The sequence below is a fragment of the Natronosalvus sp. KLKA75 genome, assembly GCF_059736265.1.
Genome location: NZ_CM185522.1, coordinates 1,330,200 through 1,356,551 on the forward strand (window position 1 = coordinate 1,330,200; position 26,352 = coordinate 1,356,551).

Genomic DNA, 26,352 nt, shown 5'->3' on the forward strand with positions numbered 1-26,352 from the left:
CCACCTTTTAACTCGCTCGGCTCGCGCCTCGCTCGCAAAAGCTGGACCAAAAAACCCAGTTCAGGCTCTACTCGACCTCGAGTTCGATCGCCGCTCCCTGGCCAAATCCAACGCAGAGCGTCGCCAACCCGCGGCCGCCCCCTCGCTCGAGCAACTCGTGGACCAGCGCGACGGGCAATCGGGCGCCTGAGGCGCCGAGCGGGTGGCCGATCGCGATGGCGCCGCCGTTGACGTTGAACTGCTCGTTGTCGATGCCGAGTTCGTCCCGGCTGTAGACGGTCTGGCTCGCGAACGCCTCGTTGAGTTCCACCAGGTCGTAGTCATCGATGTCCCGGCCGGTGCGCTCGAGCAGCCCTCGGGTAGCGGGGACCGGACCGATGCCCATCACGGTGGGGTCGACGCCGGCGACGTTGTTCGAACCGACCGTCGCCATGATCTCGAGGTCGTGTTCCTCGGCGAAGGCCTCGCTCGTGACCATCACGCCCGCCGCTCCGTCAGAGATCTGGGAGGCGTTTCCGGGCGTCACGGTTCCGTTGCCCTTGAAGACCGTCGGGAGGCCCGACAGGGTCTCGAGGTCGGTGTCGGGGCGGATGCCCTCGTCTTTCGTCACGGTGCCGTCCTCGGTCTCGATGGGAACGATCTGATCCTCGAATCGGCCCTCCTCGGTCGCAGCGTGGGCGCGCTGGTGACTCTGGAGGGCGTACTCGTCCTGGGTCTCGCGGTCGACGTCGTAGCGTTCGGCGACCTTCTCGGCGGTCATCCCCATCTGGAGTTCGCCGACGTTGTACTCGGTCGCGAGCTAGGGGTGGAGCGTCGTGTAGCTGTCGCCCATCGACACCTTCGACATGTTCTCGACGCCGCCGGCGATGATGCACTCGCGCTGGCCGGCGCGGATGGCGTCGGAGGCGGAGATGATCGCCTGCATCGAGGAGGCACACCAGCGGTTGATCGTCGTCGCCGGCACGGACTCGCCGAGATCCGAGAGCAACGCGATGACGCGGGCGATGTTGTTGTCCTGTTCGTCGCGCTGCTGGGCACAGCCCCACATCAGATCGTCGACGTCCTCGCCCGAAAGGCCGGTCTCGGCGAGCATGTCGTCGATCAGCGGAATGGAGAGATCCTCGCTGCGAACGTCGGCGAACACGCCGCCGTCTTTCCCTTGGGGGGTCCGAACAGCCTGGACGATCACTGGCGTCTGTGTCATACTGACACGGACGTCCCTCACGAACTTAAATGGCCGTAGAACTCGCGGAGACGCGTACAAAGTTTACGAATCAAAGCAGTAAACTGTCGTCCGACTCGAGACAGGTGCTTTGAATCGCTCACGGTGAAAGAGCGATTTTACCTTACCTTAGTATATTGAGGTATGGGGACGAATCACTAGCCGATGGGATTCGATCGACAGGTGCTGGCAGTCGCCCTCGTCGCCCTGCTCGTGGGCTCGAGCGTGGGATTCGCCTTCGCCGGCGAACTCGGTGGGACGAGACCGGCGGCAGCCGACACCAACGAACCGGAGAATCGACAGCTATCGAACGACACTCCTCAGCCGACTATCGAGCAGTTCGACTCCGAGGCGGCGTTCGCCGACTACCTGCGAGCGTCGAACGAGGGTTCCGGGTCCTTCGGCTTCGGAATGGGGCGGCCGGTCGAGACCGCCGAGGAGGAAGCCACCGACGACGCGGCGGACGGAGACGGCGCGAGCGGTAACGGCGGGAACGGCAACGGGAACGACGCGGCCAGGAGCGGCGACTCCTCGGGTGCCGACGAGCGCCGCTACGCCGAGACCAACGTCCAGGAGGTGATGCTGGACGAGCCCGACATCCTAAAGACCGACGGCCAGACCGTCTACTACGGCGACCGGCGCTTCCACGGCGGAAGCGCAACCCATGTCATCGACGCCTCGACGCCGAACGACCCGACAGCGCTGAGTGAGATTCCACGCTCGGGCGAGATGCTCTTGACTGACGACGACGTTCTGGTGCAGTTCGACCGCAATCGCCTGCGTGGCTACGACGTCTCGAGTCCCGAAGACCCTGAAGAGGCCTGGTCGGCGGACTTCGAGGGTCACCTCGAGACGGCCCGCCTCTACGACGGTGACGTCTACCTCGTTGTGGCCGACCGCGTCTCGCCGGCCGAACCCTGTCCGGTCGAACCGCTCGGCGACGACGGCCCCGCGGTCGACTGCACGGACGTCCACTACCCGAGCGATCAGAACGGCGCCGACACGGTGTACACGACGCTGCGCCTGGACCCCTCGAGCGGCGAGGTCACGGACTCGGTGAGTTTCCTCGGCTCGTCGTACACGACCGCGACCTACGTCTCCGAAAACGGCGTCTACCTGACGTACGTTGACTCGCCGTCCCACGCCGACGTCCGCCTCGAGTTCCTCCTGACGACCGGTGAGGCGTACCTCGACGACCGGACGCTTGAGCGACTCGAGCGCCTGCAGGGCTACGACCTGTCCGAACGCGCGACCATGACCGAGATCGAGGCCATCCTCGCCGACTGGCGGGCCGGACTCGACGACGACGAGCGACGAACGAAAGAGCGCGAACTCCGCGACGCCTGGGAGGAGTACGTCGAGGAGAACAAGCGAGCGTTCGACCGGACGGGGATCGTCAAGGTCGGATTCGGTGGCGACCTCTCCGTCGACGCCGGCGGCGCCGTCCCCGGCACGCCGCTGAATCAGTGGTCGATGGACGAACACGACGGCCACCTGCGCATCGCGACGACGATCAACGCCCCGGGCGCCGAGTGGGAGAACGACCTCTACGTGCTCGACTCCAACCTCGAGGTGACCGGCTCGGTCACCGGCATGGGCGTCGACGAGCGGGTCTACTCCGTGCGCTACGAGGGCGACAAGGCCTACGTCGTCACGTTCCGTCAGATCGATCCGTTCCACGTCATCGACGTCTCCGACCACGAGAACCCGGTGCTCGAGGGTGAACTCAAGCTTCCGGGCTACTCCGACTACCTCCATCCGCTGGGCGAGGAGCGCATCCTCGGCATCGGGCAGGAAGACGGGAAGGTCAAGGCCGTGATCTTCGACGCGAGCGACCCCGAGAACCCGGTGATCGAGGATGACGAGATCCTCGAGGATCGCTGGTCGGCTGTCAGCGAGAGCCACAACGCCTTCCTGCTCGACGAGCGCCACGGCGTGTTCTTCCTGCCGGGCAGCGAGGGCGGCCACGTCTACGCCTACGAGGACGGTCTCGAGCGCGTCACGACCGTCGACACCGACGGTCCGGCGTTCCGGGCGACGTACATCGGCGACTCGCTGTACGTCTTCGGCGAGGACGAACTGGTCGTCGTCGACCAGACGACCTGGGAGGAAGTGAAGCGCCTCGACCTGTAGCGCGCGAGGACAACCCTTATTTCGAGCGTCTGGGAATGACGTCGCATGGACGACACCGGCGAGCAGGACACCGGATCGCGGGCCGACGACCGCGACCGGATGACGGATCGCGACGGCGATAGCGACGCCGAGTCGGACGGCGTGGACGACGCCTCCGACCCCGGTACCTCCTCGAGGACGACACCCGGGTCAGACGGAGAAGGAACGGACACGGCCGTCGAGGGCGAACGCGTACGCGAACACGAGTCTCGAGGTTCCGAGGGCGGATTGGGGCGAACCACAGCAGGTGAACCTGAGGAACGGGACGACGAATCTGAGGGCCGTGACGTCGAAGGCGAGAGACGAGATGTCGAAGCCGAGGCACGAGACGACGAACCCGAAAGTCTGGACGACGAATCCGAACGGGACACAGCTCGCTCGAGCGAGGACCGCGACGAGACGGCGACGCCCGAACCGCCGATGCCCGGCGTCCCCGATCCCGACGCCGTCGACGAGGACGACGAGATCCCGGCCGACGTCCAGAAGTACGCTCGTTTCCAGAAGATGGACGGCGCCCAGTACGACCGGGTCAACGAGTTCCTGCGCGACCGAACGTACGTCACTGCCCGCGAGTGGGCCATCGCCCGACTCTGTTCGGACTTTCGGACCGAGACGGGCGTCGAGATGACCAAAATAGGCGAGAACCTGCCCGAACTCGTGCCGTTCATGACCGACACCTACACCCCGCAGGCGGTCAACCAGGCGCGGTCGTCCTTCGAAGAGAAAGTTCGAAAGTCGGGCGCGACCTTCCTCTACGGCGCGATGTGTGACTTCTTCACCGCGGAGGAACTCGACGACGTGATGTACGAGGCCACCGAGGTCGCGAAGTTCCTCCTCGAGGTCGAGGGCGTTGACCTCTCCGTCGAGGACGAACTCGAGGCCGAAGAGCGCATCTCGAGCGTGATGCGCGAGGTTCGCGAGGCGAGCAAGGAACTCCGGGAGGAGGAAACGTAGGCGACCTACAGGCCGGCTGTGAAACGACTTCTCGACGAATCTCCTCGACGCGCTGCGGTCGGAAATCGGCCGCTCAGCAATTAGGCCAGGTGAAAGAGGTTACGAAGCGTTCCGTCGTGGTCGCGTTCGGTACCGGGCGGAGGCCCAGCGGCTGTGCGATCCCCCTCGAGTACGGTGAACTCGCTCGAGCCACACGAGCAGCCGTTTCGCTGCCCGATCGGGCTGACGGTTCCATCGGGGTTCACGTGGGAGGCGTACACGTTCCCGCAATTGGTGCACTGTGCGATGACCTCGGAGAGTTCGTTTCGGTCGGTCATGACACGCACACCTACCACGGCCGTAACACAGAGTCTTTTGACAAACTCATCAAAACGTGCCACTCGAGCGCCTGGGGACAGGGAGACCGTAGGATCAACAGAGAACACGATGACGCTCCGTCGATGGCTCGAGGGACGGCGTCGAAACGGGGGCCTTCATTCGGAGCCGCCCTCGGCCCGCACTGATTGTTCCTTTTCATTGTACGACGGACGCTTTCGCCGTTCGTGGCGTTCAGCGTACGTGCCGACGAGAATATCGAGCGCTGTTCGTAACGGAAAACGGGGCGAGATCGCGTTCGCCCCCAATGATCGCCGTACTGGACCGGGTGTTCACTTTCACGTAATCGAGCCGTTTCGGGGAGAAATTTGGTTCAATTGCCCCGCCAAAACCAGACTCCTATTGCTGGTTCGGATTGGTCCAGTGGCGCTGGACGACGGCATGAGCGGTTTACGCTGCAATTTAACGGCGGGTTGAGCACACTACCGAACACGCTCCGTGGGACCGTATCTACCAGGACACCTCGAGCGAGCCCCCGGTTTCGGACAGAGGAATCATTACCCCTCTCTGTCCGTCCGTTTCAGGTGGAAATGCGTCCGTTACGGTGGCGGCCGTCGGCTCGGTGAAGAAATCAACAGTTACAGATCGAATTCGATAGACGAGAGAAGCGCCGCTACAGCTATTTTTGAGTCCGCACGAGGTATTATTCCCGACTGTTTGCGAAAAGAAGTGAAACGAACGAACTTACTTATACGAAACCTTGGCCAAACAATCGACCGCCCAACCTGGGCTGAGAGACATGAGAGAAGAACGAGACCCAGACGACGGAAGACGGTCATTCATGAAGAAGAGCGCGTTAGCAACAACCGCCCTGGCTGTCGGTGCCGGTGCCAGCACGAACGTGGCGGCTCAGGAAGACGAGGAGGACGGTGAAGGACTCCAAGAAGGAGAAGTCGTTATCCACGGTCGCGATTACTTCCCGGACTCCGATTTCACGGTCCTCGCCGAGTTGGACTCGGGATCTCGAGACACCCTCGTCGAGGCACTCGGCGACGAGTTCGACGACGATTGGGACGTGTACATTATTCAGGTCGACATCGGTACGGGTGGCCCGTTAGGGCACCTCTTCGTCGACGAAGACGAGGCGCAAGTCAGCGAAGGTGATACGGCAACGATGTCGTCTGACACCGTGTCGTACCGCAATCCGGAGTTGAACCTGCTCGAGCTCGATATCGGCGCCGCCAGTGGTGGAGGTGCTGCAGGAGGCGCCGAGGACGAGGAGGAAGAGGAGAACGGAGCCGGAAACGGCGGCGGCGCTGGGAACGAAACCGAAGATGATGCCGGAAACGGCGGCGGCGGCGGCGGTAACTGACGCGACTACTCTCGTCTCGGATTTTTTCGAAACTCGAGGATCAGGCGATGCTGTGAGCGGCCCGAAACGGGAGCCGTGGACAGATACTGTACGAGCTCGCCCTCTTCACACTCGAGGAACGACACGTCTTTCCCACCGTGGGCGACACTGTGGTGTATGAGCACCGAGCCAAAGCAGGAACTCACCAGCGTCGACCTCGCGGCGCTCGTCGGTGAACTCGGATCCTACGAGGGGGCTAAAGTCGACAAGGCCTACCTCTACGGCGACGACCTCGTTCGCCTCAAGATGCGTGACTTCGACCGCGGCCGGGTCGAACTCATGCTCGAGGTCGGCGACCGCAAACGCGTCCACACCGTCTCGCCAGAGCGGGTGCCGGATGCGCCAGGGCGCCCGCCGCAGTTCGCGATGATGCTCCGCAACCGCCTCTCGGGGGCGGATTTCGTCGGCGTCGAGCAGTACGAATTTGACCGCATCCTCGAGTTCGTCTTCGACCGCGAGGACGGCGTGACGCGGATCATCGTCGAACTGTTCGGCCAGGGCAACGTCGCCGTCACCGACTGCGAGTACGAGGTGATCGACTCCCTCGAGACCGTTCGGCTGAAGTCCAGGACGGTCGTCCCGGGCTCGCGATACGAGTTCCCGGAGTCTCGCGTCAATCCACTTACCGTCTCGCGGGAGGCGTTCAATCAGCAGATGGACGACTCCGACACGGACGTCGTCCGGACGCTCGCGACCCAGCTCAATTTCGGCGGCCTCTACGCCGAGGAATTGTGTACCCGCGCGGGCGTCGAGAAGACCCTCGACATCGAGGACGCGAGCGAGGACGAGTACGAGCGGATCTACCAGGCCATCGAGCGACTGGCACTCGACCTGCGAAACGCTACTCTCGAGCCGCGGGTGTATCTCGAGGGCGGCGGGAATGACGGTAACGACGAGAACGGCGACAGCGGCAGCGACGGGAACAGCGACGACGTGAATGCGGAACGCGAAGACGAGATGAACGACGCCCACGTCGTCGACGTCACCCCGTTCCCGCTCGAGGAGCACGAAGACCTCGCCAGCGAATCCCACGAGACGTTCAACGGCGCCCTCGAGGAGTACTTCTTCCGGCTGGACCTGGACGCAGACGAGCCGGATCCGCGCGACCAGCGCCCGGATTTCGAGGAACAGATCGCCAAGCACCAGCGGATCATCGACCAGCAGGAGGGCGCAATACAGGGCTTCGACGAGCAAGCCGAGGCCGAGCGCGAGAAGGCCGAGCTGCTGTACGCCCACTACGGCACGGTCGACGACCTCCTGTCGACCGTTCGCTCGGCCCGCGAGGAGAGCGTTCCCTGGGGCGAGATCGCCGGCCGACTCGACGAGGCGAAAGAGCAGGGGATGGACGCCGCCCAGCCGTTCGTCGACGTCAATGGGAAAGAAGGGACGGTGACGATCCGCCTCGAGGACGAGCCGATCTCGCTCCTCGTCGAGGACGGGGTCGAGAAGAACGCGGACCGGCTCTACACGGAGGCAAAGCGCATCGCCGAGAAGAAGGAGGGTGCCCTGGCGGCGATCGAGGACACGCGCGAGGAACTCGCAGAGATCGAGCGTCGGCGCGACGAGTGGGAAGCCGATGGCGGCGACGAAGAAACCGACGAGGAGGACGACGACGAACGCGACTGGCTCGCCGAACCCTCCGTCCCGATTCGCCAGAACGAGCAGTGGTACGAGCGGTTCCGGTGGTTCCGGACCAGCGACGACTACCTCGTGATCGGGGGTCGGAACGCCGACCAGAACGAGGAACTCGTCAAGAAGTACCTCGAGCGCGGCGACCGCGTGTTACACACGCAGGCTCACGGGGGGCCGGTCACGGTCCTGAAGGCCACCGACCCCAGCGAGGCGTCCTCGGGCGACATCGAGATTCCCGACTCGAGCGTCGAGGAGGCGGCCCAGTTCGCGGTTTCGTACTCGTCGGTCTGGAAGGACGGCCGGTACGCAGGCGACGTCTACGTCGTCGACTCCGACCAGGTGTCGAAGACGCCCGAGAGCGGCGAGTACCTCGAGAAGGGCGGATTCGCGATTCGCGGCGACCGGACCTACCTGGACGACACGCCGGTGGGCGTCGCGGTGGGCATCCAGTGTGAGCCGTACACGCGAGTCGTCGGTGGGCCACCGTCGGCGATCGAGGGCCAGGCGGTGACGACGATCGAGGTCGAACCTGGCCGGTTCGCTCAGGCCGACGCCGCAAAGCGAATCTACCGCGAACTCCGCGAGCGCTTTGCGGACGAATCGTTCGTCAGAAAGATTGCGAGCCCTGACCAGATCGCGCACTTCCTGCCGCCGGGTGGGAGTCGGCTGCTCGAGGAGTAGCGTTCGACGTGCGGTCCCGTTCGTGGGCTCAGAAGAGGTACCTCGACTTTGACCGAGAGCTCGAGGGTCGTCCGTCGTCCGACGTCCGTCGTCCGTACCCGACTACGCCTCGCTGTGGTGTGACTGGCTGCCGCAAGCGGTGGAGGAGTCACACTCGGGACGCGGGGTGAGTTGGACCGACTCGGGCCCGTCGAGGTGCACCGTGTACCGGCCGTACTCGAACGAGATGGAGGTGGAATCGTTCGTCGATCGAAGAACGTCCTCGAGTGCACCGACGTCGATTGCGACGTGGAGCGGTGGGTCGACGTCGAGCGGGTCGATCCCCTCTCGCGTGGCGATGGCTTCGATGATCCGGTAGCCGATATCGTGGTCCTCCTGCATATTTGTGGTGGCTACAACCGACGATAAATATCCCAGTGATTGTGTGGTGATAGGAGTCTGACGTTCGTCATGCTCCTGCCAGACCCGCTGGATCGAGCGTGTGCCACAGCGGACGGAGCCGAACACGTACGATTCGTCCTCGAAATCCGGCACCACTTGACCGAGTGGGGTGACTTATGCACGCTCGAGCCAAGTGGCGACCATGAGCAGCGACGACGCGTTCGACCACGGAAAAGACGAGCGGTTGACCAGCCGCGACGTGACCGAGGGGGCCGACCGGGCGCCCCACCGGGCGATGTTCCGGGCGATGGGATTCGACGACGAGGATTTCGGCTCGCCGATGATCGGGGTGGCGAACCCCGCCGCGGACATCACGCCCTGTAACGTCCACCTCGACGACGTGGCCGACTCGGCGCTCGAGGGCGTCGACGAGGCCGGCGGGATGCCCATCGAGTTCGGCACGATCACCATTTCCGACGCCATCTCGATGGGAACCGAGGGGATGAAAGCTTCGCTCATCTCGCGGGAACTCATCGCCGACAGCGTCGAACTCGTCAGCTTCGGCGAGCGGATGGACGGCCTCGTCACCGTCGCCGGCTGCGACAAGAACCTCCCCGGGATGATGATGGCCGCGATCCGCACCGATCTCCCCTCCGTCTTTCTCTATGGGGGCTCGATCATGCCCGGCCAGCACGAGGGCCGGGACGTGACCATCGTCCAGGTTTTCGAAGGCGTTGGCGCGTACGGAACCGGGGAGATGGACGAGGAGGAACTCGACGACCTCGAGCGTCACGCCTGTCCCGGCGCCGGCTCCTGTGGCGGGATGTTCACGGCGAACACGATGGCCTCGATTTCGGAAGCGCTCGGGCTGGCTCCCCTGGGAAGTGCCTCGCCACCAGCCGAGGACGAAGCGCGCTACGAGGTCGCCAGACGCGCGGGCGAACTCGCCCTCGAGTGCATCGAGGAAGATCGGCGCCCCTCGGACATCGTCACGCGCGAGTCCTTCGAGAATGCCATCGCCCTCCAGACCGCCATCGGGGGGTCGACCAACGGCGTCCTCCACCTCCTCGCGCTCGCCCGCGAGGCCGACGTCGACCTCGAGATCGGCGACTTCGACGAGATCTCGCGGCGGACGCCAAAGATTGCCGACCTCCAACCGGGCGGCACGCGCGTGATGAACGACCTCCACGAACTCGGGGGCGTCCCGGTCGTCCTCCGCCGACTGCTCGAGGCGGACCTGCTCCACGGCGACGCGATGACCGTCACCGGCCGAACGATCGCCGAGGAACTCGCTCACCTCGAGGAAACTGGTGACCTGCCGGCGAACGACGCCGACCTCGAGGCGGACTTCCTCTACACCGTCGAGAACCCGAAGGAGGAAGAGGGCGCGATCAAGGTCCTCGAGGGCAATCTCGCCCCCGACGGTGCCGTGTTGAAGGTGACCGGGGACGACGCCTTCCACCACGAGGGGCCGGCCCGGATCTTCGAGCACGAGGAAGACGCCATGGCCTACGTCCAGGAGGGCCACATCGAGAGCGGCGACGTGATCGTCATCCGCAACGAGGGCCCGCGCGGCGGTCCCGGCATGCGCGAGATGCTCGGCGTCACCGCGGCCGTCGTCGGCGCGGGTCACGAAGACGACGTCGCGCTCATCACCGACGGCCGGTTCTCCGGGGGCACCAGGGGCCCGATGATCGGCCACGTCGCCCCGGAAGCCTTCGTCGGTGGGCCCATCGGCCTGCTCGAGGACGGGGACGTCGTCACGGTCGACATCCCCGACCGGACACTCGAGGTCGACCTCGACGACGCGGAACTCGAGGACCGACGCGAGGCGTGGGACCGTCCCGATCCGGTCTACGACGGGGGCGTTCTGGCGAAGTACTGTCGGGATTTCGACTCGGCGTCGAACGGCGCCGTGACGAATCCGCGGCTCACTCGAGACTGAGCGAGTGCGGGCGGCGTTCTATCACTGACGGGCGTCCGTTTCGCCGCACTAGCTGTTCGCACAGACGCCATGCGACTTTCGACCCTCGACCCTCGACCCCACCATCGTATCAGAAAACCGTGGCGAATATTGAAATTCCTCGGTGTCGTCTTCAAAACCGGGGTGATCGCCTTGCGCGAGCACAATCGCGTCATGGCCGTGTGCGAACGCTGCGAATCGGTATACGCAGCGAAAAAGCTCCAGAGCGGTCGTATCCGCCCGATCGGAACGCACTCCTGTCGGTGTGGATCCGAACACTTCCGAGCGATCAGGTGAACTGATTCGCCACAACCATCGCGAACGCCCCTTTCACGTCGTGACGGCGCACTCGACCAGTCGCCGGTCTGGCGTGTGACGATATTACTCCAGTCGAATATGCGACGGATGCTGTCCACCCTCGAGCATACAGTGTGTGGCCGATATCGACCCCTGTCTCGACCATCGTAGGTGAATCGATAGCGTTGATACGTCGATACAACCGGCACAGACAGTTGTGTTGGGGAGTTGTTATTACATCTTTATTGACTCCAAATTAGTTCGAATGTACTTTTATATACGATGGTGACCGTCATTGCCTTACTTAATTTGCTATTCACTTAACATATGGATGTTACGACCGAAACGTTCATCATTGGGTGAGTGTCACGTGAAAACGGATGTCACGGGACACGCACCCAGTTGACAGACGAACAGTGTTGAAAGCAGTGGGCGGCACGCTCGCGACCGCCGGGGTCTCCGGGCTGGCAGCGGCCGACCCGGACGACGTCGTCGAGGTCAACGTCGGCTTCTCGAACGGCCGCGGTCGAACCGCGGCGCTCGAGGCGGCCTCGGACACGGTTCGCGAGTTCGCGTTCGACGCGGTGACGATTCGGGTACCAAAACGCGCCGTCTCCGGACTACAGAACAACCCCAACGTACGATACGTCGAGGAGAACGGCGAGATGCACGCGCTCGCCCAATCCACTCCGTGGGGGATCGACCGCGTGGATGCGAACGTCGCGCACGACAACGGCGAGACCGGCGCCGGGGCCGACGTCGCGATCCTCGACACCGGAATCGACTCCGATCACCCCGACCTACAGGCCAATCTGGGCGACGGCCGGGCGTTCGTGAGATGTAGAGGCGGACAGTGTACCGAAGACTGGGACGACGACAACGACCACGGAACCCACTGTGCGGGGACCGCCGACGCCGTCGACAACAACGAAGGCGTCGTCGGCGTCTCCACCGAGGCGACGCTGCACGCGGTCAAAGTCCTCGACAAGCGCGGCAGCGGATCGTTCTCCGATATCGCGGCCGGTGTCGAGTACGTCGCCGACCAGGGCTGGGACGTCGCTAGCCTCAGCCTCGGCGCGAGTTCCGGCTCCCAGACCCTCAGGGACGCGGGCCAGTACGCGTACAACAACGGCGTGTTGCTCGTCGCCGCCGCGGGTAATTCCGGCCCGTGTTCTGACTGCGTCGGCTACCCGGCCGCCTATCCGGAGTTCATCGCCGTCAGCGCGACCAGCGAGGACGACTCGCTGGCCAGTTTCTCCTCGACCGGTTCCGAGGTCGAGATCGCTGCCCCCGGCGAGGACGTCAACTCGACGGTTCCCGGTGGCGGGTACGACACGTTCTCCGGAACCTCGATGGCCTGCCCGCACGTTGCCGGCGCGGGCGGCCAGTTGATGGCCAACGGCTACACGAACACCGAAGCCCGTCAGCAATTGAAAGACACGGCCGAGGACATCGGGCTCTCAGACAACGAGCAAGGAAGCGGTCTGCTCGACGTCGCCGCGGCGCTCGGTCTCTCGAGCTGAACGGACCGGTCCCCGTTTCGTCGTCGCTCGGTACGCGACTCGTTATCAGTGAGACGACGAGGACGGAGTGATAGTCAACTCGAGGGCGTAAACGGGTGAACGAATCCGGAATGGAGTTAGACGTAGTTCTTTTCGCGGTCAGTCGTCGTCTTCAGCCATCACCCGGTCGGGAATCGTCTCCCGTCCTGGCGTGTCGAGTCAGCTACGGAACAATAGCGATTAACAAAAGTTCTGTGTCGCATATACTTCTCCGTCATCGCTAATGTGTAGACCAAGCCCCTGCCGGTGCCACTCTGTTCGGAGAATATTCTCACGGTGCCCTGGTGAATTCATCCATTCTTTCACAAGATGTTTTGCTAGTTCCTCTTCATCCGTGATTCGAACTGTGCTTCCCTTGTAGGACGCTCTAACTCGTTCATGAACGAACGTTTGCGCGATGTTCTCGCCTCCAGCGTCACATTGATATCCATAATCACGATACCGACCCATGACGTCCTGCCCATTTGGATCCACGTGATCGAAATAGTCTCGAGTATCCATGTCCTTGCTGTGCTTGGAAGCTATAATAGCGAGATCGTCATCATAGGCCAATGAATCAGCACCATGCTCTGTTCGCACCTGATTAATCTCCTCGTGAAAGATACGTTCGACTTCTGCTTCATCAAACGATTGGTCGTCATGGAGATCATTTGCCAGCCCCTCTAAATGGTCAGTCTCGTCGTTCAGGTAAACGAAGCCTCCCGCGACACCTGCCACAAGTAGTAAAGCCAGAATTGGCGTTGAGTACATTCGAATGAAACGGCCAACGCCTTTGATAACCCTGATCGGTAATCCGAGAATCAACATTAGCACCCCTATGATCAAAAAGACAGGAAAGAAAACTACATTCATCGTTTCATCTATAATTCTTGAGAATAGGGACTGTTGACTGTGATTCAAGTCCGGTTCTGCAGTCTCTTTTGAAAGTGACCCATTGACCTTCGTGCCCGGGCTCGGGTTCATATTCTTCACTTCCCGACGGCAGGTCAAGCAAAGGTCGTTTTCGGGAGTAGTATACGCTGAACAGCGGTCACATTGCTTTCGTTCCGATGTGTCCGATTTCCTTAATTTATCGAGAAATCCTTCATCTTGTGATTGATTCCAATTCCGGAATTCTGGACCTAGCGTTTTTGCATTATGTCTGCTTGGGCACCTGTGGTTCTCAGGGAGTCGGTGTTTAGAGCAGTGAGTTTTCCCACAGTAGTTGCACGTATAAGGCATATTGGCCCCCTCGCCGCAAACTGAACAATTCGCCATTTGAGTGAGTCACAGACCTCACTACAATTATATAAAATTTCCTGACGTCTTCTCCTTTGTGATTCAAACCCTCCTAAGTAGCCTTGCTAATCCATGTTAGCGAGGAACCAGTCCATCAATGTTGTAGTATATACTCAACCACAGAATTCCGGTCTATCGTTGCGCTCCGCCACGCCCATGATGTGTTGAATACGGTCGGCGTAGCTCTCGATGCCGTACTCGGCGCTCTCGACGAGCGCACGGATCTCCTCGCGATACATCCTGGCCCGATACGAGACCTTTGCATGTTCGATCTCGGCTCAATGCATAGTCCTGGCGCTCACGGATTTGTTCGCGTCAGAATATGGGACCGCCGAGATTGAGCAAACTCGAAGAGTTTGCGATGTACGGCGGTCTCACGATTGAGTGAGCATCGCGAATGAATGAGTGGGACCGCCGAGAGTCGAACTCGGGTCCTACGGACCCCATCCGCAGAGGATACCACTACCCCACGGTCCCGCATCTCGAACGATGCGCGTGTGTCGTTTAAGGGTATCGCTTCGGGGGCGGGGTGTGACTCCTTCGCCCGCTTCCGCCGACCCGCCGACCTCACCTAGACTCCCGACCAGGAGCGCTACCGACGGGGGGAACGTTTTTCTCGTCGGGGTTCAACCTCCGCACATGAGCGATTTCGACCTCGACCTGCGAACCGTCGAGGAACACATCGACGACGAACTCGAGCTCGAGGGGAGCATCCTGCTGGACGTCCTCGACGGCTCGAAAGACCCCGAAGAGTGGCTCGAGGCCGTCAACGCGGGCAACGTCCTGGTACTGAACGTCAACGGCGACGTCAACGAACTGGCGGCGGGCTTCGCTCGAGACATCAAGGAAGCGGGCGGCACGTTAGTCCACTTTCGGGGCTTCTTGATCGTCGCGCCCCCGGGCGTCGACGTGGACACGAGCCGCCTCTGAGCGAGTTTCGCTTTTCAATCCTCGAACACCGTCAGGTGGTGGCCGTCGGGGTCGCGCCCAACGAGTCGCGAGTCGGATCGCTCGAGCGAGCAAACCCACTCCTCGAGCACGGCTTCGACGGCGTCCAGGTCGTCCGTCTCGAATCCCAGGTCGACGTGGACGCCACCTCTGGCGTCGGCCAACCCTAGTTGCGGTTCCCAGAGTTCGAGGGCAACGAGGCCGTTCATCCGAACGCGACGGCGATCCGAGCCGCGGTCGACGGTCTCGAACCCCAGACGTCCGTAGCGGTCCTCTGCGTCCTCGAGCGACGCGACCTCGAGGACGACCTCGAACACGCCGTCGATGCCCGGCCCCGGAACGTCGCCCTGGCCCAGTTCCACGCAGTTGCCGTCGGGGTCGTAGAGGTAGAGCGAGCGAGCGTCACCGAAGGTGTGTTCCTGGAGGTCGTGTTCGTCCTCGAGTGCGTCCCACCAGTCGTCGTACTCGGCGGCCGGGATCGAGCAGGCGAAGTGGGTGTGGAGCCCGCCGCGCGGGAGTCCCGTCGGTCGCCGGAGGATCAGGTCCGTGCCACCGGCGTCGAACGCGACCGCTCGTCCGTCGTCGTCGCTTCGCGCCTCGTTCACGTGCCGAGCGAGGGGGCGATCCACGACCGACAACTCGAGGGTCTCCTCGTAGAATCGGCGTGCGGGTACGAGGAACTCGACTTCCAGCCCCAGCCAGGCCAGCCTGGTCAGCATGCGTCCGAGTACGCCGGATGGCCTCAAAGTCCCATCGCTGCCTCGAGTATCTGTTCTTCGGTCGACCTGTTCGTTCGCCTGTATGACGTTTATATTCGTCGCGTTCGAAGGGCTACGCATGAGCTTTCGTGTCGACGAGAGTGAGACGGCCCTCCAGGAGATCGACCGATTCGACGGCGGCGTCGGCTGGATTGCCCATCCAGAGGAGGCGATGAAGCGGGCCAGCCACGCCCTCGAAATCGACGGCGAGGTCTGGGTGTTCGACCCCGTCGACGCCGATGGGGTCGACGAATTACTCGCGTCGCTCGGCGAGGTGGCCGGCGTCGTCGTCATGCTCGACCGGCACAAGCGCGACGCGGGAGCGATCGCCAAACGCCACGACGCCGCGGTCTACCTGCCCGAGTGGTTCGACGGCGTGAGTGAGGAGGTCGGCGCGCCGGTCGTCAGGTTCGGCGACGAACTTGCGGACACGGGCCTCGAGTCGTTCGTGCTGAAGGACGGGCGATTCTGGCAGGAGGTCGGGCTGTACGATCCAGTCCGTGGAACGCTGATCGTCCCCGAATCGCTCGGGACCGTGGCGTACTTCCTGGCGGGCGACGAACCGCTCGGCGTCCATCCGATGCGCCGTCTGTCGCCGCCGCGTGGGACGCTCGGCGGCTACCGGCCCGAACGCATTCTGGTCGGCCACGGCGAGGGTATCCACGACGACGCGGCTCGGATTCTGTCGGAGACCCTCGATACGTCGCGGCGGCGGACCCCCAGAGTGTACGCCGGGGCGGTTCGGCAGTTCCTGCCGTTTTGACCCTGTGGCCCAAACTATGGCCGCGAGCCAACCCATGACGGGAACAGGTCTTTGTAGCCTCCGGGCCGAACTCAGGTCGTAACAGTGGTCTACATCACCCGCGGGCTGGTCGACGTCTTGCTCGAGTTGGCGGCCGACGCCGAGCCGTCGCGCCTGACGACGGGCCTCTCCGTCTCGGAGTCGTCGATGCTCGAGGGCGTCGATGCCGGTGTGCTCCCCGCGGAGACGCCGGTGTTCACAGACTTCTTCCTGCCCGACCCCGGCAACGCGGTCAACGCCGTCTTCGGCGTCAACCTGTCGACGCCGGCCAGGGAGACCCAGGGCCGATTCGTCTCCCACCCGACCGGCGAACTGCTGGTCACGCGGCGGGACGACCTCGCGGAGGTCGTCTTCGTGGCCGTTCCGCCGTGGGAACCGACCCCCGAGTCGTTCGCCGCCTTCGATCGGGCCGGCGAGCGACTGTTGCTCGAGGTCGTCGACGCGGAGCCGCCGGTGGAGTCCCTCGAGTAGTCTGGCTCGACGTTTTCGGGGACTCGTCGGCGAACTCGCCGTGGACTAATCCGTCGAACCGTCACTCGGGAAACAGCTCCTTACGCCGCTCGATCGCGTCTATCGCGTCGACGTCGCCGGACTCGAGATTGAGTCCGGCTGCGTCGAGATTGGCCTCGAGGTGCTCGCGGCTGCTGGCTTTCGGAATTGCGTGGACGCCGTCGTGAGTGAGGACCCACGCGAGTGCCACCGCCTCGGGCGTCGTTTCGTGCTTCTCGGCGACCGTCACGATGGGCTCGAGGTCGCGCACCCGACCGCCGGCGAGCGGCGAGTAGGCGACGACGGGGTATTCGTAGCGACGAGCGTGCTCGAGCAGGCCCGGAGATCGAAAGAGCGGGTGGAACTCGACCTGGTGGGCAGCGATCGGGGCCACGAGGATCGATCGGGCGGTCTCGAGTTCCTCGCGTGTGAAGTTGCTCAGGCCGACGTGTTCGATCCAGCCGCGCTCGCGGAGGCTGTCGAACGCAGGGAGCGTCGCCTCGGGGTCGTAGGTCTCGATCGGGCGGTGGACGTACAGGAGATCGATCGTCTCCACCCCCAGGCGCTCGCGGCTCGCGTCGGTGCTGTCGATCACGTCGTCGGGGGCGAGGCTGTCGGCCCAGACTTTGGTGGCGACGGTGAGCTCGTCTCGCGGGACGTCGCTCCGGGCGATTCCCTCACCGACGACGGCCTCGTTGCCGTAGATATGTGCGGTGTCGAGGTGACGGTAGCCGACCTCGAGGGCGGTCGCGATCACGTCCGGGTCCTCGATGCCCATCGTGCCGAGGCCGATCGGTGGCAGGTCCATACGTCGACTATCGGTCGGCGGTATTTCGGTGTCCCGGTCGGCTATCCGGGTCTCGCGCTGCGTCCCTTTCGAGCCGCCCGAGACCACCGTCTTCTTAACCGTGCGTTTCGATCCTCGAGTAATGAGTATCCCCTCCTTCGTCATCGGGATCGCCGGGGGAACGGGCGCCGGGAAGACGTCCGTCGCCCGCGACGTCGCCGAGGCGGTCGGCGAAGCCGTCACTCGAATCCCCGTCGACAACTACTACGAGGACCTCTCGCATCTCGAGTACGAGGAACGGACCGAGGTCAACTACGACCACCCCTCGGCCTTCGAGTGGGAACTCCTGCGCGAGCACCTCGACACGCTCTCGATGGGGCAATCGATCGAGATGCCCCAGTACGACTTCGAGCGCCACAACCGAATGGACGAGACGGTCACCGTCGAGCCCACGGACGTCATCGTCGTCGAGGGGATCCTCGCGCTGTACGACGACGTGATCCTCGCGATGCTCGACCTCTGCGTCTACGTCATGACCGACGCGGACGTCCGCATCCTCCGGCGGATCCAGCGGGACGTGATCGACCGCGGCCGGGACCTGGAGGGCGTCATCGACCAGTACCTCGAGACGGTCAAGCCGATGCACGAGCGGTTCGTCGCGCCGACGAAGAAGCACGCGGACGTCATCATCCCCGAGGGGGTCAACCGGATGGCGATCGACCTGCTCACGGAGAAGATCGAGTCGGAGCTCTCCGAGGAGTTCGAGCCGCGAGAGCCGCTCGAGACGCTGGATAACGACTGAGCCGCCGTTATCCTCTTTTCTCGTTCCAGCCGCGACGACTCGAGCCCGATCAGTCGTCGGTCAGCGCTCCACCCTCGCTGACCGCGGTCAGTCGTCGGCCGGCGCCCTACCCTCGCCGACCGGTTCGACCTCAGCCGCGGCCGCCTTGTACTCCGGAATCTTCGCCAGCGGATCCAACACGTCGTTCGTCAGCGTGTTCGCTCGGGCGTCCGAAAAGTGCGGGGTGGTCCACACGACGCCCTCCTTGATGTCCTCAGTGACGTTCGCCTCGAGGACGATCTCGCCGCGACGGGATCGGAGCACGACGTACTCCCCGTCCTCGATTCCCCGGTTCGCGGCGTCGGCGGGGTGGACGTCGACGAAGTTTTCGGGAGTCTTCCGGCGAAGCGTCGGCGACCGGGTGCTCATCGTCCCCGTGTTGTAGTGTTCCTCGAGGCGGGCGGTCGTGAGCACGAGCGGGAACTCGTCGTCCGGAACCTCGTCAGGTGCCTGATGGCGAACGCCGCGGACGACGCCGAGGCCGTCCTCGGTATCGAACGAATCGGCGTAGAGGTACTGGTCGCCCTCGTCGCCCGGTTCGTAACAGGGCCACTGGATGCCCTCGCGGCCGATGCGGTCGTAGGTCATGCCGTGGTAAATCGGACACACCTCCCGGAGTTCCTCGAAGACGGCTTCGGGGCCGTCGAAGTCGAATCCCGAACCAAAGAGTCGGGTACCGACGTCACAGAGGATGTCCAGGTCGTGGCGGGTGTTTCCGGGGACGTTGGTCACCTTTCGCATCCGCTGGACGCGTCGGTCGGTGTTGGTGACCGTGCCGCCACGTTCGGCCCAGGACGTGGCGGGCAGTATCACGTCCGCGAATTCCGCCGTGTCGGTCATGAAGATGTCCTGGACGACGAGGAACTCGAGGTCGGCTATGCGTTTTTCGACCTCGAGGGCGTCGGGTTCGCTCATCACCGGGTTCTCGCCCATGACGTAGAGTCCGTGGACCGAGTCGCCGATGGCGTTCGAGACCTCGACGTTCGTCAGCCCCGGTTCGGGTGGAATCTCGAAACCCCAGACCGATTCGACCGCCTCCCGGGCTTCGTCGTCGTCGACGTTCTGGTAGCCGGGGAGGACGTTCGGCATCGCGCCCACGTCGCAGGTGCCCTGGACGTTGTTCTGGCCGCGAAGCGGGTTGACGCCCGTGCCGGGGCGCCCGACGTTGCCGGTGATCAGTGCGAGGTTGACCTCGTTTTGGACGTTGTCGACGCCGCAGGCGTGCTGGCTCATCCCCATGCCGGTGAAGATGGCGCTGTTTTCGGCCTCGGCGTAGATCCGGGCGGCCTCCTGGATGTCCTCGAGCGGAACGCCACAGGTGTCGGCGGCCGCCGCCGCGTCGAAGTCCGCGAGGGTCGCCTCGAGGTGGTCGAACCCTCGCGTTCGTTCCTTCACGAAGTCCTCGTCGTACAGCCCCTCCTCGAGAATCGTGTGCAGGACGACGTTCAACAGTGGGATGTCGGTACCGGGCTCGAGCTGGAGGTGAATGTCCGCGTCCCGGCTCGTCTTGTTGGCGTGTGGGTCGACCTGGATCAGCGTCGCCCCCTCGCGGACGGCCCGGCGGAAGTAGTTGCTGTGGGCGATGACGTGCTGTTCGGCGGGGTTCGCCCCCTGGACCCAGTAGACGTCGCCGTGGGTCTCGAGGTCGGCCATGCTGTTGGTCATCGCGCCGGCGCCCAGACTCTGGCGGAGCGTGTAGACGGTCGAGGCGTGACACATTCGGGTGCAGTTGTCGACGTTGTTCGTCCCGTAGCGTCGGGCGAGTTTCTGGAGCAGGTAGTTCTCCTCGTTCATCACCTTCGAGGAGCCGAAAAAGCCCACCGCGTCGGGGTCGTGTTCCTCGCTGATTCGCTCGAGTTCCGAGACGACCAGGTCCAGGGCCTCCTCCCAGGTCGCTTCGCGGAACTCGCCGTCTTCGCGAATTAGCGGCGTCTTCAATCGATCCTCGTGGTTGACCACCTGCGGCGAGGCCCCGCCCTTGATGCACAGTGCACCCTCGTTCACGGGCGCGTCGAACCACGGCTTCAGAGTGACGTCGCCCGCCTCCTCACCCTCCTGTAAGGTGAGCCCGCAGCCGACGCCGCAGTACGGACAGATCGTCTCGACGCCCTCGTTCTCGGAGCTCATACTGTCGATTGCTACCATTACACGTATCAGTCTTTGGGAGTCTCGAGCGGACAGTCACCGGACGGGATGGATCGCCGAGAATCGCCAAAACCGTTCGCTCGCTCCGGCAACGGTTTTTGTCGGTTCGGACCGTCGGTCGACTCGATGGACGGATCTGAAACTGGGGAACTCGAGCGAGCGGCCGCCGCCTACGAGGAATACGAGCCGTTCGCGACCGTCGAGGACGAGCGTCTCGAGACACTGCCCGCGGCGTTCGCCGACGGCTCGTTCCTCTGGAAAGACGTCGAGTGGGTCGTTCGCTGGTACTCCCGACGCACCCGCTCGAGCGAGCCACACCCGGCGGAGTCGGCGTTTCAAGAGAACGGGTGGGACGACCTCCAGACGGCTGTCGAGACGGCCGTCGATGCCGCGAGAGCGGACGGCGCGAAAGCGGCGCTCGAGTCGTTGACCGCGCTCGAGGGCGTCGACGTGCCCGCCGCCTCGGCGTTTCTGCACTACGCTGACCCCGAACGCTACCTCGTCGTCGACCGGCAGTTGTGGACCACGGTGGCCGAACGCGGCTCGCTCGAGACGCCGCCACCCGACCCGATCGACGTCGAGGATTACCGGCGCTACCTCGAGTGCTGTCGAAACCTCGCTCGCGACCACGATCTCGGACTGGTGTCGCTGTACCGGGCACTCTGGCGACTCGGAAGCGACGGACTGGCGTAACGAGTGCACCGTTCGAGCGGGGAGCCCGAGGCCTCGAGGGAAAACACCATACGTTTCGTGCCCGTCGTACGGGTATGTCGAACGACAGAACGACGGTCGGAGACGTCATGTCCAGTCCACTGGAAACGATTTCGAAGGACGCGACGGTGATGGACGCTGCCCAGCGAATGCGCGACGGGGACATCAGCGCCCTGGTCGTCCCGACCACGCCGCGAGCGATCATTAGCAGTACGGACGTACTCGAGGCAGTCGCGCAGGGACGGAACGTTGCGGAACTGACGGTGGCCGACGTGATGACGACCGACGTCGAGACGGCCACCCCGGATCTCTACATGGAGGAAGTCGCCGCGATGATGACGACGTACGGAATCAAGCACCTCCCGGTCGTCGACGGCGACTACGTCGGGATGGTCTCCTCGACCGACGTGACCGCTCACCTCTCCGAGTCTCCGCGTTGAAACTGGGCTGGATACCCTGCGTGAAACCGGAGCCAGAACTCATTCGAGGACGGTCACCAGCGGCTCCTCGCGGATCATGCTCGTGAGAACGACCGTAGAGACCCGACCCTCGCTCGCCTCGTCGTCCTCGATAATCGCCTCCCCGATGGCTCGAGCGGTCTCGAGGTTGCCGTCGTCGTCGACCATGTTCACGACCGGAACGAAGGCCGCACCCTCGGGAACCCGTTTCAGCCCGCCGTCGGGATGGGTGAGGACGGTCGCGACGTCCGTCGGCGTGATCGGTTCGCCAGCGCTACGGCCGGTTAGTTCGGCCACGCGCTCCGGTCGATGAACGGTCTCGGCGTCGAGGGGTCGCCCGACGGTGTGGCAGCTAGCGATGGCGAGAACGGTGTCTGCGACGGACGGGATCTGGGGTTCGCGTTCGTTCGGCGCCTTGAACAGCCGCGTCCGGGCGCCGTCGGCCTTGACGAGCACGTGGTCGACGCCGTCGACGTCGGCCATCGCGTCGATTTCATCCGGTTCGTAACCTCGATAGCGGTCGCTCCGGTCTCGCTCGGGGACCAGTCCGAGGGGCCAGACTGCTGATTCAGCTTCTTCTCGCAAGTGGTCCTCGAGTTCGCCCACGGGGTCGGGCGTGAGCACCACGTCGGCCACCCGCTCGTCGAAGATTGGAATGCGTACCGTCGCCGTCAGTACGGCGCGCCCGAGGCGGTCGGCGAGCGTGTAGAGCGTCGATTTCTTTCCGCCGGCGCCGACGACGGCCGTGACGCCGGTGTCGGCCTGGAGTGCCCGGACGAGCGCGTCTGTCATAACTGGAGAGTGGACGGATGCGGGCAAAAACCTAGGTAAATGCCGATCATCCGAGCCGCGTAGCGATCACCGGCCCGTGTACCAGTCACCCGAGCCAGGTCAACGCCGTCGCCGCCCAGGTGTAGCCCGTGCCGGCGGCGAGGAAGCAGACCAGGTCGCCTTCCTCGAGCAGCCCCGCCCGACGACCGTCCTCGAGGGCGAGCACCTGGTCGACGCTCTGGACGTGGCCGTAGGCGTCGAGGTAGACGCCGTCGGTCGCCGGATCGAGCCCCAGTTCCTCGAACAGCAGGTCGTGGAACGACCGCTTCATGTGGGTGACGGCGACGAAGTCGAGGTCGTCACGAGCGAACCCGGAACGTTCGAGCGCCGCGTCCGCCACCTCGAGGTAGTTCGGGAGCGAGACGGGTGCCAGCCGTTCTTTCATCCCGTCCGGGTCGGGTACGTCGAGGGTGTGTCGCCCCGCGGCGATGCTCTCCTCGCTGGCGGGCTCGAGCGAGCCGCCCGCGGGCATGATCACGTCCTTCGAGAACGAGCCGTCCGTGAGGGCGGCGCTCTCGTGGACCAGTGCCCGTGCTCGGGACCCGGGATCGGCCTCCAGGACCATCGCGCTGGCCCCGGAGCCGAAGTTGAACATGAACGAGGACTGTTCGTTCTCGTAGTCGACCAGGTCCTCCTCGCGGCTGCCGGCGACGAGCAGGGCGGTCTCGAGGTGGTCGACCTGCAGCTGGGCTCGTACCTGCCGGATCGCGATGGGCGCCCCGGCACAGAGGGTGTAGCTCTCGGTGGCGAACGCGTTCTCCGCGCCCAGCCGTTCGGCGACGTTGGCCGCGGCCGACCAGACGACGTGGTCCTTGAACTCGCTCCCGTGGTAGAGCACGAGGTCGACATCCTCGGGGTCGCGGTCGGCCATCTCGAGGGCGTCCTCCGCGGCAGCCACGCACATGTCCGTGACGTGGTCGTCGTCGGGCGGGCAGACGCGCTTCTCGCGGACGCCCATCTTCTCGACGACGACCGATTCTGGGATCCCGCTCTGGGCAGCGATCTCCTCGCCGGTGACGACCTCGTCGGGGAGGTAGCGGCCGTATCCGGTGAGGCCGACGGTCGTCATCGCGGGTCACCTCGCGTGGGGGAACGGTCGACTCTAGCGCGAGGTCGATCGGAAATCGGGTGGTCGCGATACCGTCGTGGCCTGGTGAAACGTGGAGTCATCGTCGGTAGCGCTCGAGGTGGGCCGGCAGTCGGTTCGCGACGGTCCCACCGAGTCGGTCGCGGATCGACCCGAGCAAGCCGTTGGGGACGAACAGCACGAACAGGACGAAGACGATTCCCAGGTACAGCGGCGCGCGTCCGTCGATCACCGTGTTGATCACGTCGAGGAACGTCACGCCGGCGACGTCCGCGTTCAGGACGCTCTCGGGAAGCCCGCCCCGGAGGTACGGTGCGAGTCCGCTCTGCTGGGAGGAGAGCACGTCCTCGAGCCACTCGAAGGTAAACGCGCCGAAGAGCGGCCCGGCGAGCGTCCCGATGCCGCCGATGATCGTCACGATGAGCGCGTCGGCCGTGACGAGGAAGTAGAACGTCGTGTCGGGGGCGGCGCTGCTCCGGTAGGCCGCGAACAGCGCGCCCGCGATGGCAGCGAAGAAGGCGCTCATGCCGAAGGCGGCCATCTTGTACCAGAAGACGTTGTAGCCGACGGCGCGGGCGCGTTCCTCGTTCTCCCGGATAGCGATCATCACGCGACCGAACGGGGAGTGGACGATCCGCTGCATCGCGAAGTACGAGAGGACGACGATGATCCCGATGGCGTAGTAGGAGGTCATCGTCGCCGAGACGTCGATGCCGGTTCCGAGGACGTTCTCGAAGCTGTCACCAGCGAGCCGTCCGAGCGCGATCGACAGGGAGTCGACGTAGGGGACGCCCACCTCCGGGGTCGGCCCGGCGAGGTTCGGTCCCTGCTGTGGGTTCGAGCCGACGTAGTCCCAGTTGCGCACAAGCTGGTAGAGCACCTGGGCGAACCCGAGGGTGAGCATGGCGAAGTACACCCCCGACAGTCGGAACGAGACCGCGCCGATCAGCAGCGCGAGGACAACGGCGAGCAGGGCGCCCAGCAGCATCGTCACCATGAACGGCGTGCTGTCGGGGAGCCCCGGCACTTTCCCGTTGGCCACGAGGACGATGAAGTACGCCCCGATGCCGTAGAACGCGGCGTGGCCGAACGAGAGGTAACCCGTGTAGCCGCTGACGAAGTCGAAACTCATCGCGAACAACCCCAGGAACAGCATCGCGATCAGGAACGTCGTCGCCGGGAGGAACGCGTCGAAGAACGCGCCCGGATCGATGATCCCGACGCCGACGTCAAGCGCCGGAAATCCGGTCAACGGTCCGTAGACGATGGGGTACACCGCGAAGAACGCGATAACGGCGACGTGGGCCAGGTGATCGCGAAGGTACTGGCGGGGCCAGTCGCTACCGGCGCGACTGTCACCTCGAGGCGGTGTATCGCGCTTTCGATCTGCTCCCTCGTCGTGCTCCTCGATGGCCTCGGTCTCGAGGTCGGACGAGGAGCTAATGGCCGCCCACCTCCTCGACGCCGTACAGTCCCTGCGGGCGGATCACGAGCGCGATCACGAGTAACGTGAACAGCGTGACTTCGGAGAGGCCCGGGAAGGGCACGGTTCCGGAGGTGAATAACCACGTCGTCAGCGAGTCGGCCAGCCCGACGATCAGCGCGGCGACGACCGTCCCCTTGAACGACCCCAGTCCGCCGATGACGACGACGACGAACGCGTATAGCAGGACCTCGAGGTTGAGCAACACGCTCGGGCCGGCGGTCGGGTCCCACATGAGGAAGACGCCGCCGACGGCCGCGAGGCCGGTCCCGAGGCCGAAGACGATAGTGAACGCCCGGCGGACGTCGATCCCGAGGGCCTCGACCATCTCCGAGTCCTCGCTGCCGGCCCGGATGTAGAGGCCGTACAGCGTCCGGGTCAGGAACGCCCAGACGACGACGGCCAGGATCGCGCCGGCGACGATGGCGAACAGGTAGAATCCGCGGATACGGGCGCCAAAGAGCGTCAGTAGGATCTCCGACGGCGCGTCGAGGGCCGACGGAATCGTCGCCTGCGCCCCGGACCACTTCGGCTCGGGCTGGATACCGCGAGCGGTGGCGACGATTCTGGCTACCTCCTCGAGGATGAGCCCCACGCCGAAGGTCAGTAGGATCTGGTACATCGGCGTGCGGTCGTAGATCGGGCGAACGAGGCCAACCTCGAGGGCGGCGCCGACGGCTGTCAACAGCGCGAAGACGATGGCCACGACGACGACGAAGAAGAAGATCCGAGTCGCCGCGCCCGCGCTCGAGGCGACGAGCAGGACCATCAGAACGCCGCCGACGTAGGAGCCGACCATCGCGAACGCGCCGTGGGCGAAGTTGAGCACGCCCATCAGTCCGAACACGAGGGTGAGGCCGATAGCGATGATGAAGTAGATCGACGCCTTGCCGAGACCCTCGATGAGGATGCGAGCGACGGTGTCGAGCCCCTCGAGCGGGGCGACAGCGGCAACAGAGGCGACCGTTCCGAGCCACTCGAGCGCGAACGAGGGCTCGAGGAGTCCGAGGACGCTGGGGCCGGTTCCGGTCTCGAGCAGTCCGACGACACCGGGACCGAACCCGACCTCGAGCATCGCCAGGAGCGAGACGAACAGCGCGTTCGTGCCGAGCGGGAGGGACGAGAACGAACCAATCGTGCCGAA

23 protein-coding genes, 1 tRNA gene and 2 pseudogenes are annotated in these 26,352 nt (G+C 64.2%); 12 read left to right on the forward strand and 14 right to left on the reverse strand.

Annotation, left to right across the window (positions count from 1 at the left end):
* Window positions 1-67: 67 nt before the first annotated feature.
* A pseudogene (locus tag AC6I65_RS06520) lies at window positions 68-1,204 on the reverse strand (thiolase family protein).
* A gap of 183 nt (window positions 1,205-1,387) precedes the next feature.
* Between AC6I65_RS06520 and AC6I65_RS06525 the strand changes: the two are divergent.
* Complete coding sequence (locus AC6I65_RS06525) at window positions 1,388-3,355, forward strand: beta-propeller domain-containing protein (protein ID WP_497901127.1); 1,968 nt, start codon at window positions 1,388-1,390, stop codon at window positions 3,353-3,355.
* Window positions 3,356-3,739: 384 nt separating this feature from the next.
* A complete protein-coding gene (locus AC6I65_RS06530; RefSeq protein WP_497903170.1) occupies window positions 3,740-4,348 on the forward strand; it encodes a DUF5806 family protein in 609 nt (202 codons plus the stop codon).
* An 80-nt stretch (window positions 4,349-4,428) separates the two neighbouring features.
* On the opposite strand, the gene AC6I65_RS06535 is transcribed toward AC6I65_RS06530, so the two are convergent.
* A complete protein-coding gene (locus AC6I65_RS06535) occupies window positions 4,429-4,665 on the reverse strand; it encodes a hypothetical protein (RefSeq protein ID WP_497901128.1) in 237 nt (78 codons plus the stop codon).
* 797 nt (window positions 4,666-5,462) lie between these two features.
* Between AC6I65_RS06535 and AC6I65_RS06540 the strand changes: the two genes are divergently transcribed.
* Both AC6I65_RS06540 and rqcH read left to right on the forward strand, forming a co-directional pair.
* Window positions 5,463-6,035, forward strand: coding sequence for a twin-arginine translocation signal domain-containing protein (locus AC6I65_RS06540; RefSeq protein WP_497901129.1), 573 nt, complete (start codon window positions 5,463-5,465; stop codon window positions 6,033-6,035).
* A 156-nt stretch (window positions 6,036-6,191) separates the two neighbouring features.
* Window positions 6,192-8,387: a ribosome rescue protein RqcH gene (gene rqcH / locus AC6I65_RS06545; protein WP_497901130.1), complete on the forward strand. Its 2,196-nt coding sequence runs from the start codon at window positions 6,192-6,194 to the stop codon at window positions 8,385-8,387.
* Between the two features lie 102 nt (window positions 8,388-8,489).
* Here rqcH and AC6I65_RS06550 read toward each other — a convergent pair whose 3' ends face one another.
* Window positions 8,490-8,768, reverse strand: a complete 279-nt coding sequence (locus AC6I65_RS06550; RefSeq protein WP_497901131.1) for a HalOD1 output domain-containing protein — start codon at window positions 8,766-8,768, stop codon at window positions 8,490-8,492.
* A 202-nt stretch (window positions 8,769-8,970) separates the two neighbouring features.
* Between AC6I65_RS06550 and ilvD the strand changes: the two genes are divergently transcribed.
* A complete protein-coding gene (gene ilvD, locus AC6I65_RS06555) occupies window positions 8,971-10,713 on the forward strand; it encodes a dihydroxy-acid dehydratase (protein WP_497901132.1) in 1,743 nt (580 codons plus the stop codon).
* A gap of 695 nt (window positions 10,714-11,408) precedes the next feature.
* The gene (locus AC6I65_RS06560; protein ID WP_497901133.1) at window positions 11,409-12,551 is read left to right on the forward strand and encodes a S8 family peptidase; all 1,143 of its coding nucleotides are present in this window, start codon (window positions 11,409-11,411) and stop codon (window positions 12,549-12,551) included.
* Between the two features lie 219 nt (window positions 12,552-12,770).
* Here AC6I65_RS06560 and AC6I65_RS06565 read toward each other — a convergent pair whose 3' ends face one another.
* From AC6I65_RS06565 to AC6I65_RS06580, 4 genes and pseudogenes are all read right to left on the reverse strand, one after another.
* Window positions 12,771-13,553: a CAP domain-containing protein gene (locus tag AC6I65_RS06565; RefSeq protein WP_497903171.1), complete on the reverse strand. Its 783-nt coding sequence runs from the start codon at window positions 13,551-13,553 to the stop codon at window positions 12,771-12,773.
* Window positions 13,554-13,781: 228 nt separating this feature from the next.
* Window positions 13,782-13,847 (reverse strand): annotated as a pseudogene (locus AC6I65_RS06570) (hypothetical protein); the annotation flags it as partial.
* 134 nt (window positions 13,848-13,981) lie between these two features.
* Window positions 13,982-14,107, reverse strand: coding sequence for a hypothetical protein (locus AC6I65_RS06575; protein ID WP_497901134.1), 126 nt, complete (start codon window positions 14,105-14,107; stop codon window positions 13,982-13,984).
* A gap of 167 nt (window positions 14,108-14,274) precedes the next feature.
* A tRNA-Pro gene (locus tag AC6I65_RS06580) sits at window positions 14,275-14,345 on the reverse strand.
* A gap of 162 nt (window positions 14,346-14,507) precedes the next feature.
* On the opposite strand from AC6I65_RS06580, the gene AC6I65_RS06585 reads away from it, so the two are divergent.
* Window positions 14,508-14,798, forward strand: a complete 291-nt coding sequence (locus tag AC6I65_RS06585; protein WP_497901135.1) for a DUF5779 family protein — start codon at window positions 14,508-14,510, stop codon at window positions 14,796-14,798.
* A 14-nt stretch (window positions 14,799-14,812) separates the two neighbouring features.
* On the opposite strand, the gene AC6I65_RS06590 is transcribed toward AC6I65_RS06585, so the two are convergent.
* A complete protein-coding gene (locus AC6I65_RS06590) occupies window positions 14,813-15,535 on the reverse strand; it encodes a VOC family protein (RefSeq protein WP_497901136.1) in 723 nt (240 codons plus the stop codon).
* Window positions 15,536-15,653: 118 nt separating this feature from the next.
* Here AC6I65_RS06590 and AC6I65_RS06595 point away from each other — a divergent pair, with 118 nt between their 5' ends.
* On the forward strand, window positions 15,654-16,337 hold the full coding sequence (locus AC6I65_RS06595; protein ID WP_497901137.1) for a hypothetical protein: 684 nt from the start codon (window positions 15,654-15,656) through the stop codon (window positions 16,335-16,337).
* Between the two features lie 84 nt (window positions 16,338-16,421).
* Window positions 16,422-16,847 (forward strand): JAB/MPN domain protein-containing protein, encoded by a 426-nt coding sequence (locus AC6I65_RS06600; RefSeq protein WP_497901138.1) that lies wholly within the window; start codon window positions 16,422-16,424, stop codon window positions 16,845-16,847.
* A 61-nt stretch (window positions 16,848-16,908) separates the two neighbouring features.
* Here AC6I65_RS06600 and AC6I65_RS06605 read toward each other — a convergent pair whose 3' ends face one another.
* Window positions 16,909-17,673, reverse strand: coding sequence for an aldo/keto reductase (locus AC6I65_RS06605; RefSeq protein ID WP_497901139.1), 765 nt, complete (start codon window positions 17,671-17,673; stop codon window positions 16,909-16,911).
* 121 nt (window positions 17,674-17,794) lie between these two features.
* Here AC6I65_RS06605 and udk point away from each other — a divergent pair, with 121 nt between their 5' ends.
* Window positions 17,795-18,454 carry a uridine kinase gene (gene udk, locus AC6I65_RS06610; protein ID WP_497901140.1) on the forward strand — a complete coding sequence of 220 codons (660 nt, stop codon included), beginning with the start codon at window positions 17,795-17,797 and terminating at the stop codon, window positions 18,452-18,454.
* Between the two features lie 87 nt (window positions 18,455-18,541).
* Here udk and fdhF read toward each other — a convergent pair whose 3' ends face one another.
* Window positions 18,542-20,620, reverse strand: coding sequence for a formate dehydrogenase subunit alpha (fdhF, locus tag AC6I65_RS06615; RefSeq protein ID WP_497901141.1), 2,079 nt, complete (start codon window positions 20,618-20,620; stop codon window positions 18,542-18,544).
* 144 nt (window positions 20,621-20,764) lie between these two features.
* On the opposite strand from fdhF, the gene AC6I65_RS06620 reads away from it, so the two are divergent.
* Together AC6I65_RS06620 and AC6I65_RS06625 are read left to right on the forward strand one after the other, a co-directional pair.
* Window positions 20,765-21,331, forward strand: a complete 567-nt coding sequence (locus AC6I65_RS06620; protein WP_497901142.1) for an 8-oxoguanine DNA glycosylase OGG fold protein — start codon at window positions 20,765-20,767, stop codon at window positions 21,329-21,331.
* 74 nt (window positions 21,332-21,405) lie between these two features.
* Complete coding sequence (locus tag AC6I65_RS06625; RefSeq protein WP_254155716.1) at window positions 21,406-21,789, forward strand: CBS domain-containing protein; 384 nt, start codon at window positions 21,406-21,408, stop codon at window positions 21,787-21,789.
* A gap of 39 nt (window positions 21,790-21,828) precedes the next feature.
* Here the strand turns inward: AC6I65_RS06625 and yqeC are convergent, their stop codons facing one another.
* From yqeC to AC6I65_RS06645, 4 genes are all read right to left on the reverse strand, one after another.
* Window positions 21,829-22,599: a selenium cofactor biosynthesis protein YqeC gene (yqeC, locus tag AC6I65_RS06630; protein WP_497901143.1), complete on the reverse strand. Its 771-nt coding sequence runs from the start codon at window positions 22,597-22,599 to the stop codon at window positions 21,829-21,831.
* A gap of 85 nt (window positions 22,600-22,684) precedes the next feature.
* Window positions 22,685-23,707: a 3-oxoacyl-ACP synthase gene (locus tag AC6I65_RS06635; RefSeq protein WP_497901144.1), complete on the reverse strand. Its 1,023-nt coding sequence runs from the start codon at window positions 23,705-23,707 to the stop codon at window positions 22,685-22,687.
* A 97-nt stretch (window positions 23,708-23,804) separates the two neighbouring features.
* Window positions 23,805-25,136 carry a branched-chain amino acid ABC transporter permease gene (locus AC6I65_RS06640; protein ID WP_497903172.1) on the reverse strand — a complete coding sequence of 444 codons (1,332 nt, stop codon included), beginning with the start codon at window positions 25,134-25,136 and terminating at the stop codon, window positions 23,805-23,807.
* Between the two features lie 28 nt (window positions 25,137-25,164).
* Window positions 25,165-26,283 (reverse strand): branched-chain amino acid ABC transporter permease, encoded by a 1,119-nt coding sequence (locus AC6I65_RS06645; protein ID WP_497903173.1) that lies wholly within the window; start codon window positions 26,281-26,283, stop codon window positions 25,165-25,167.
* Window positions 26,284-26,352 lie beyond the last annotated feature (69 nt).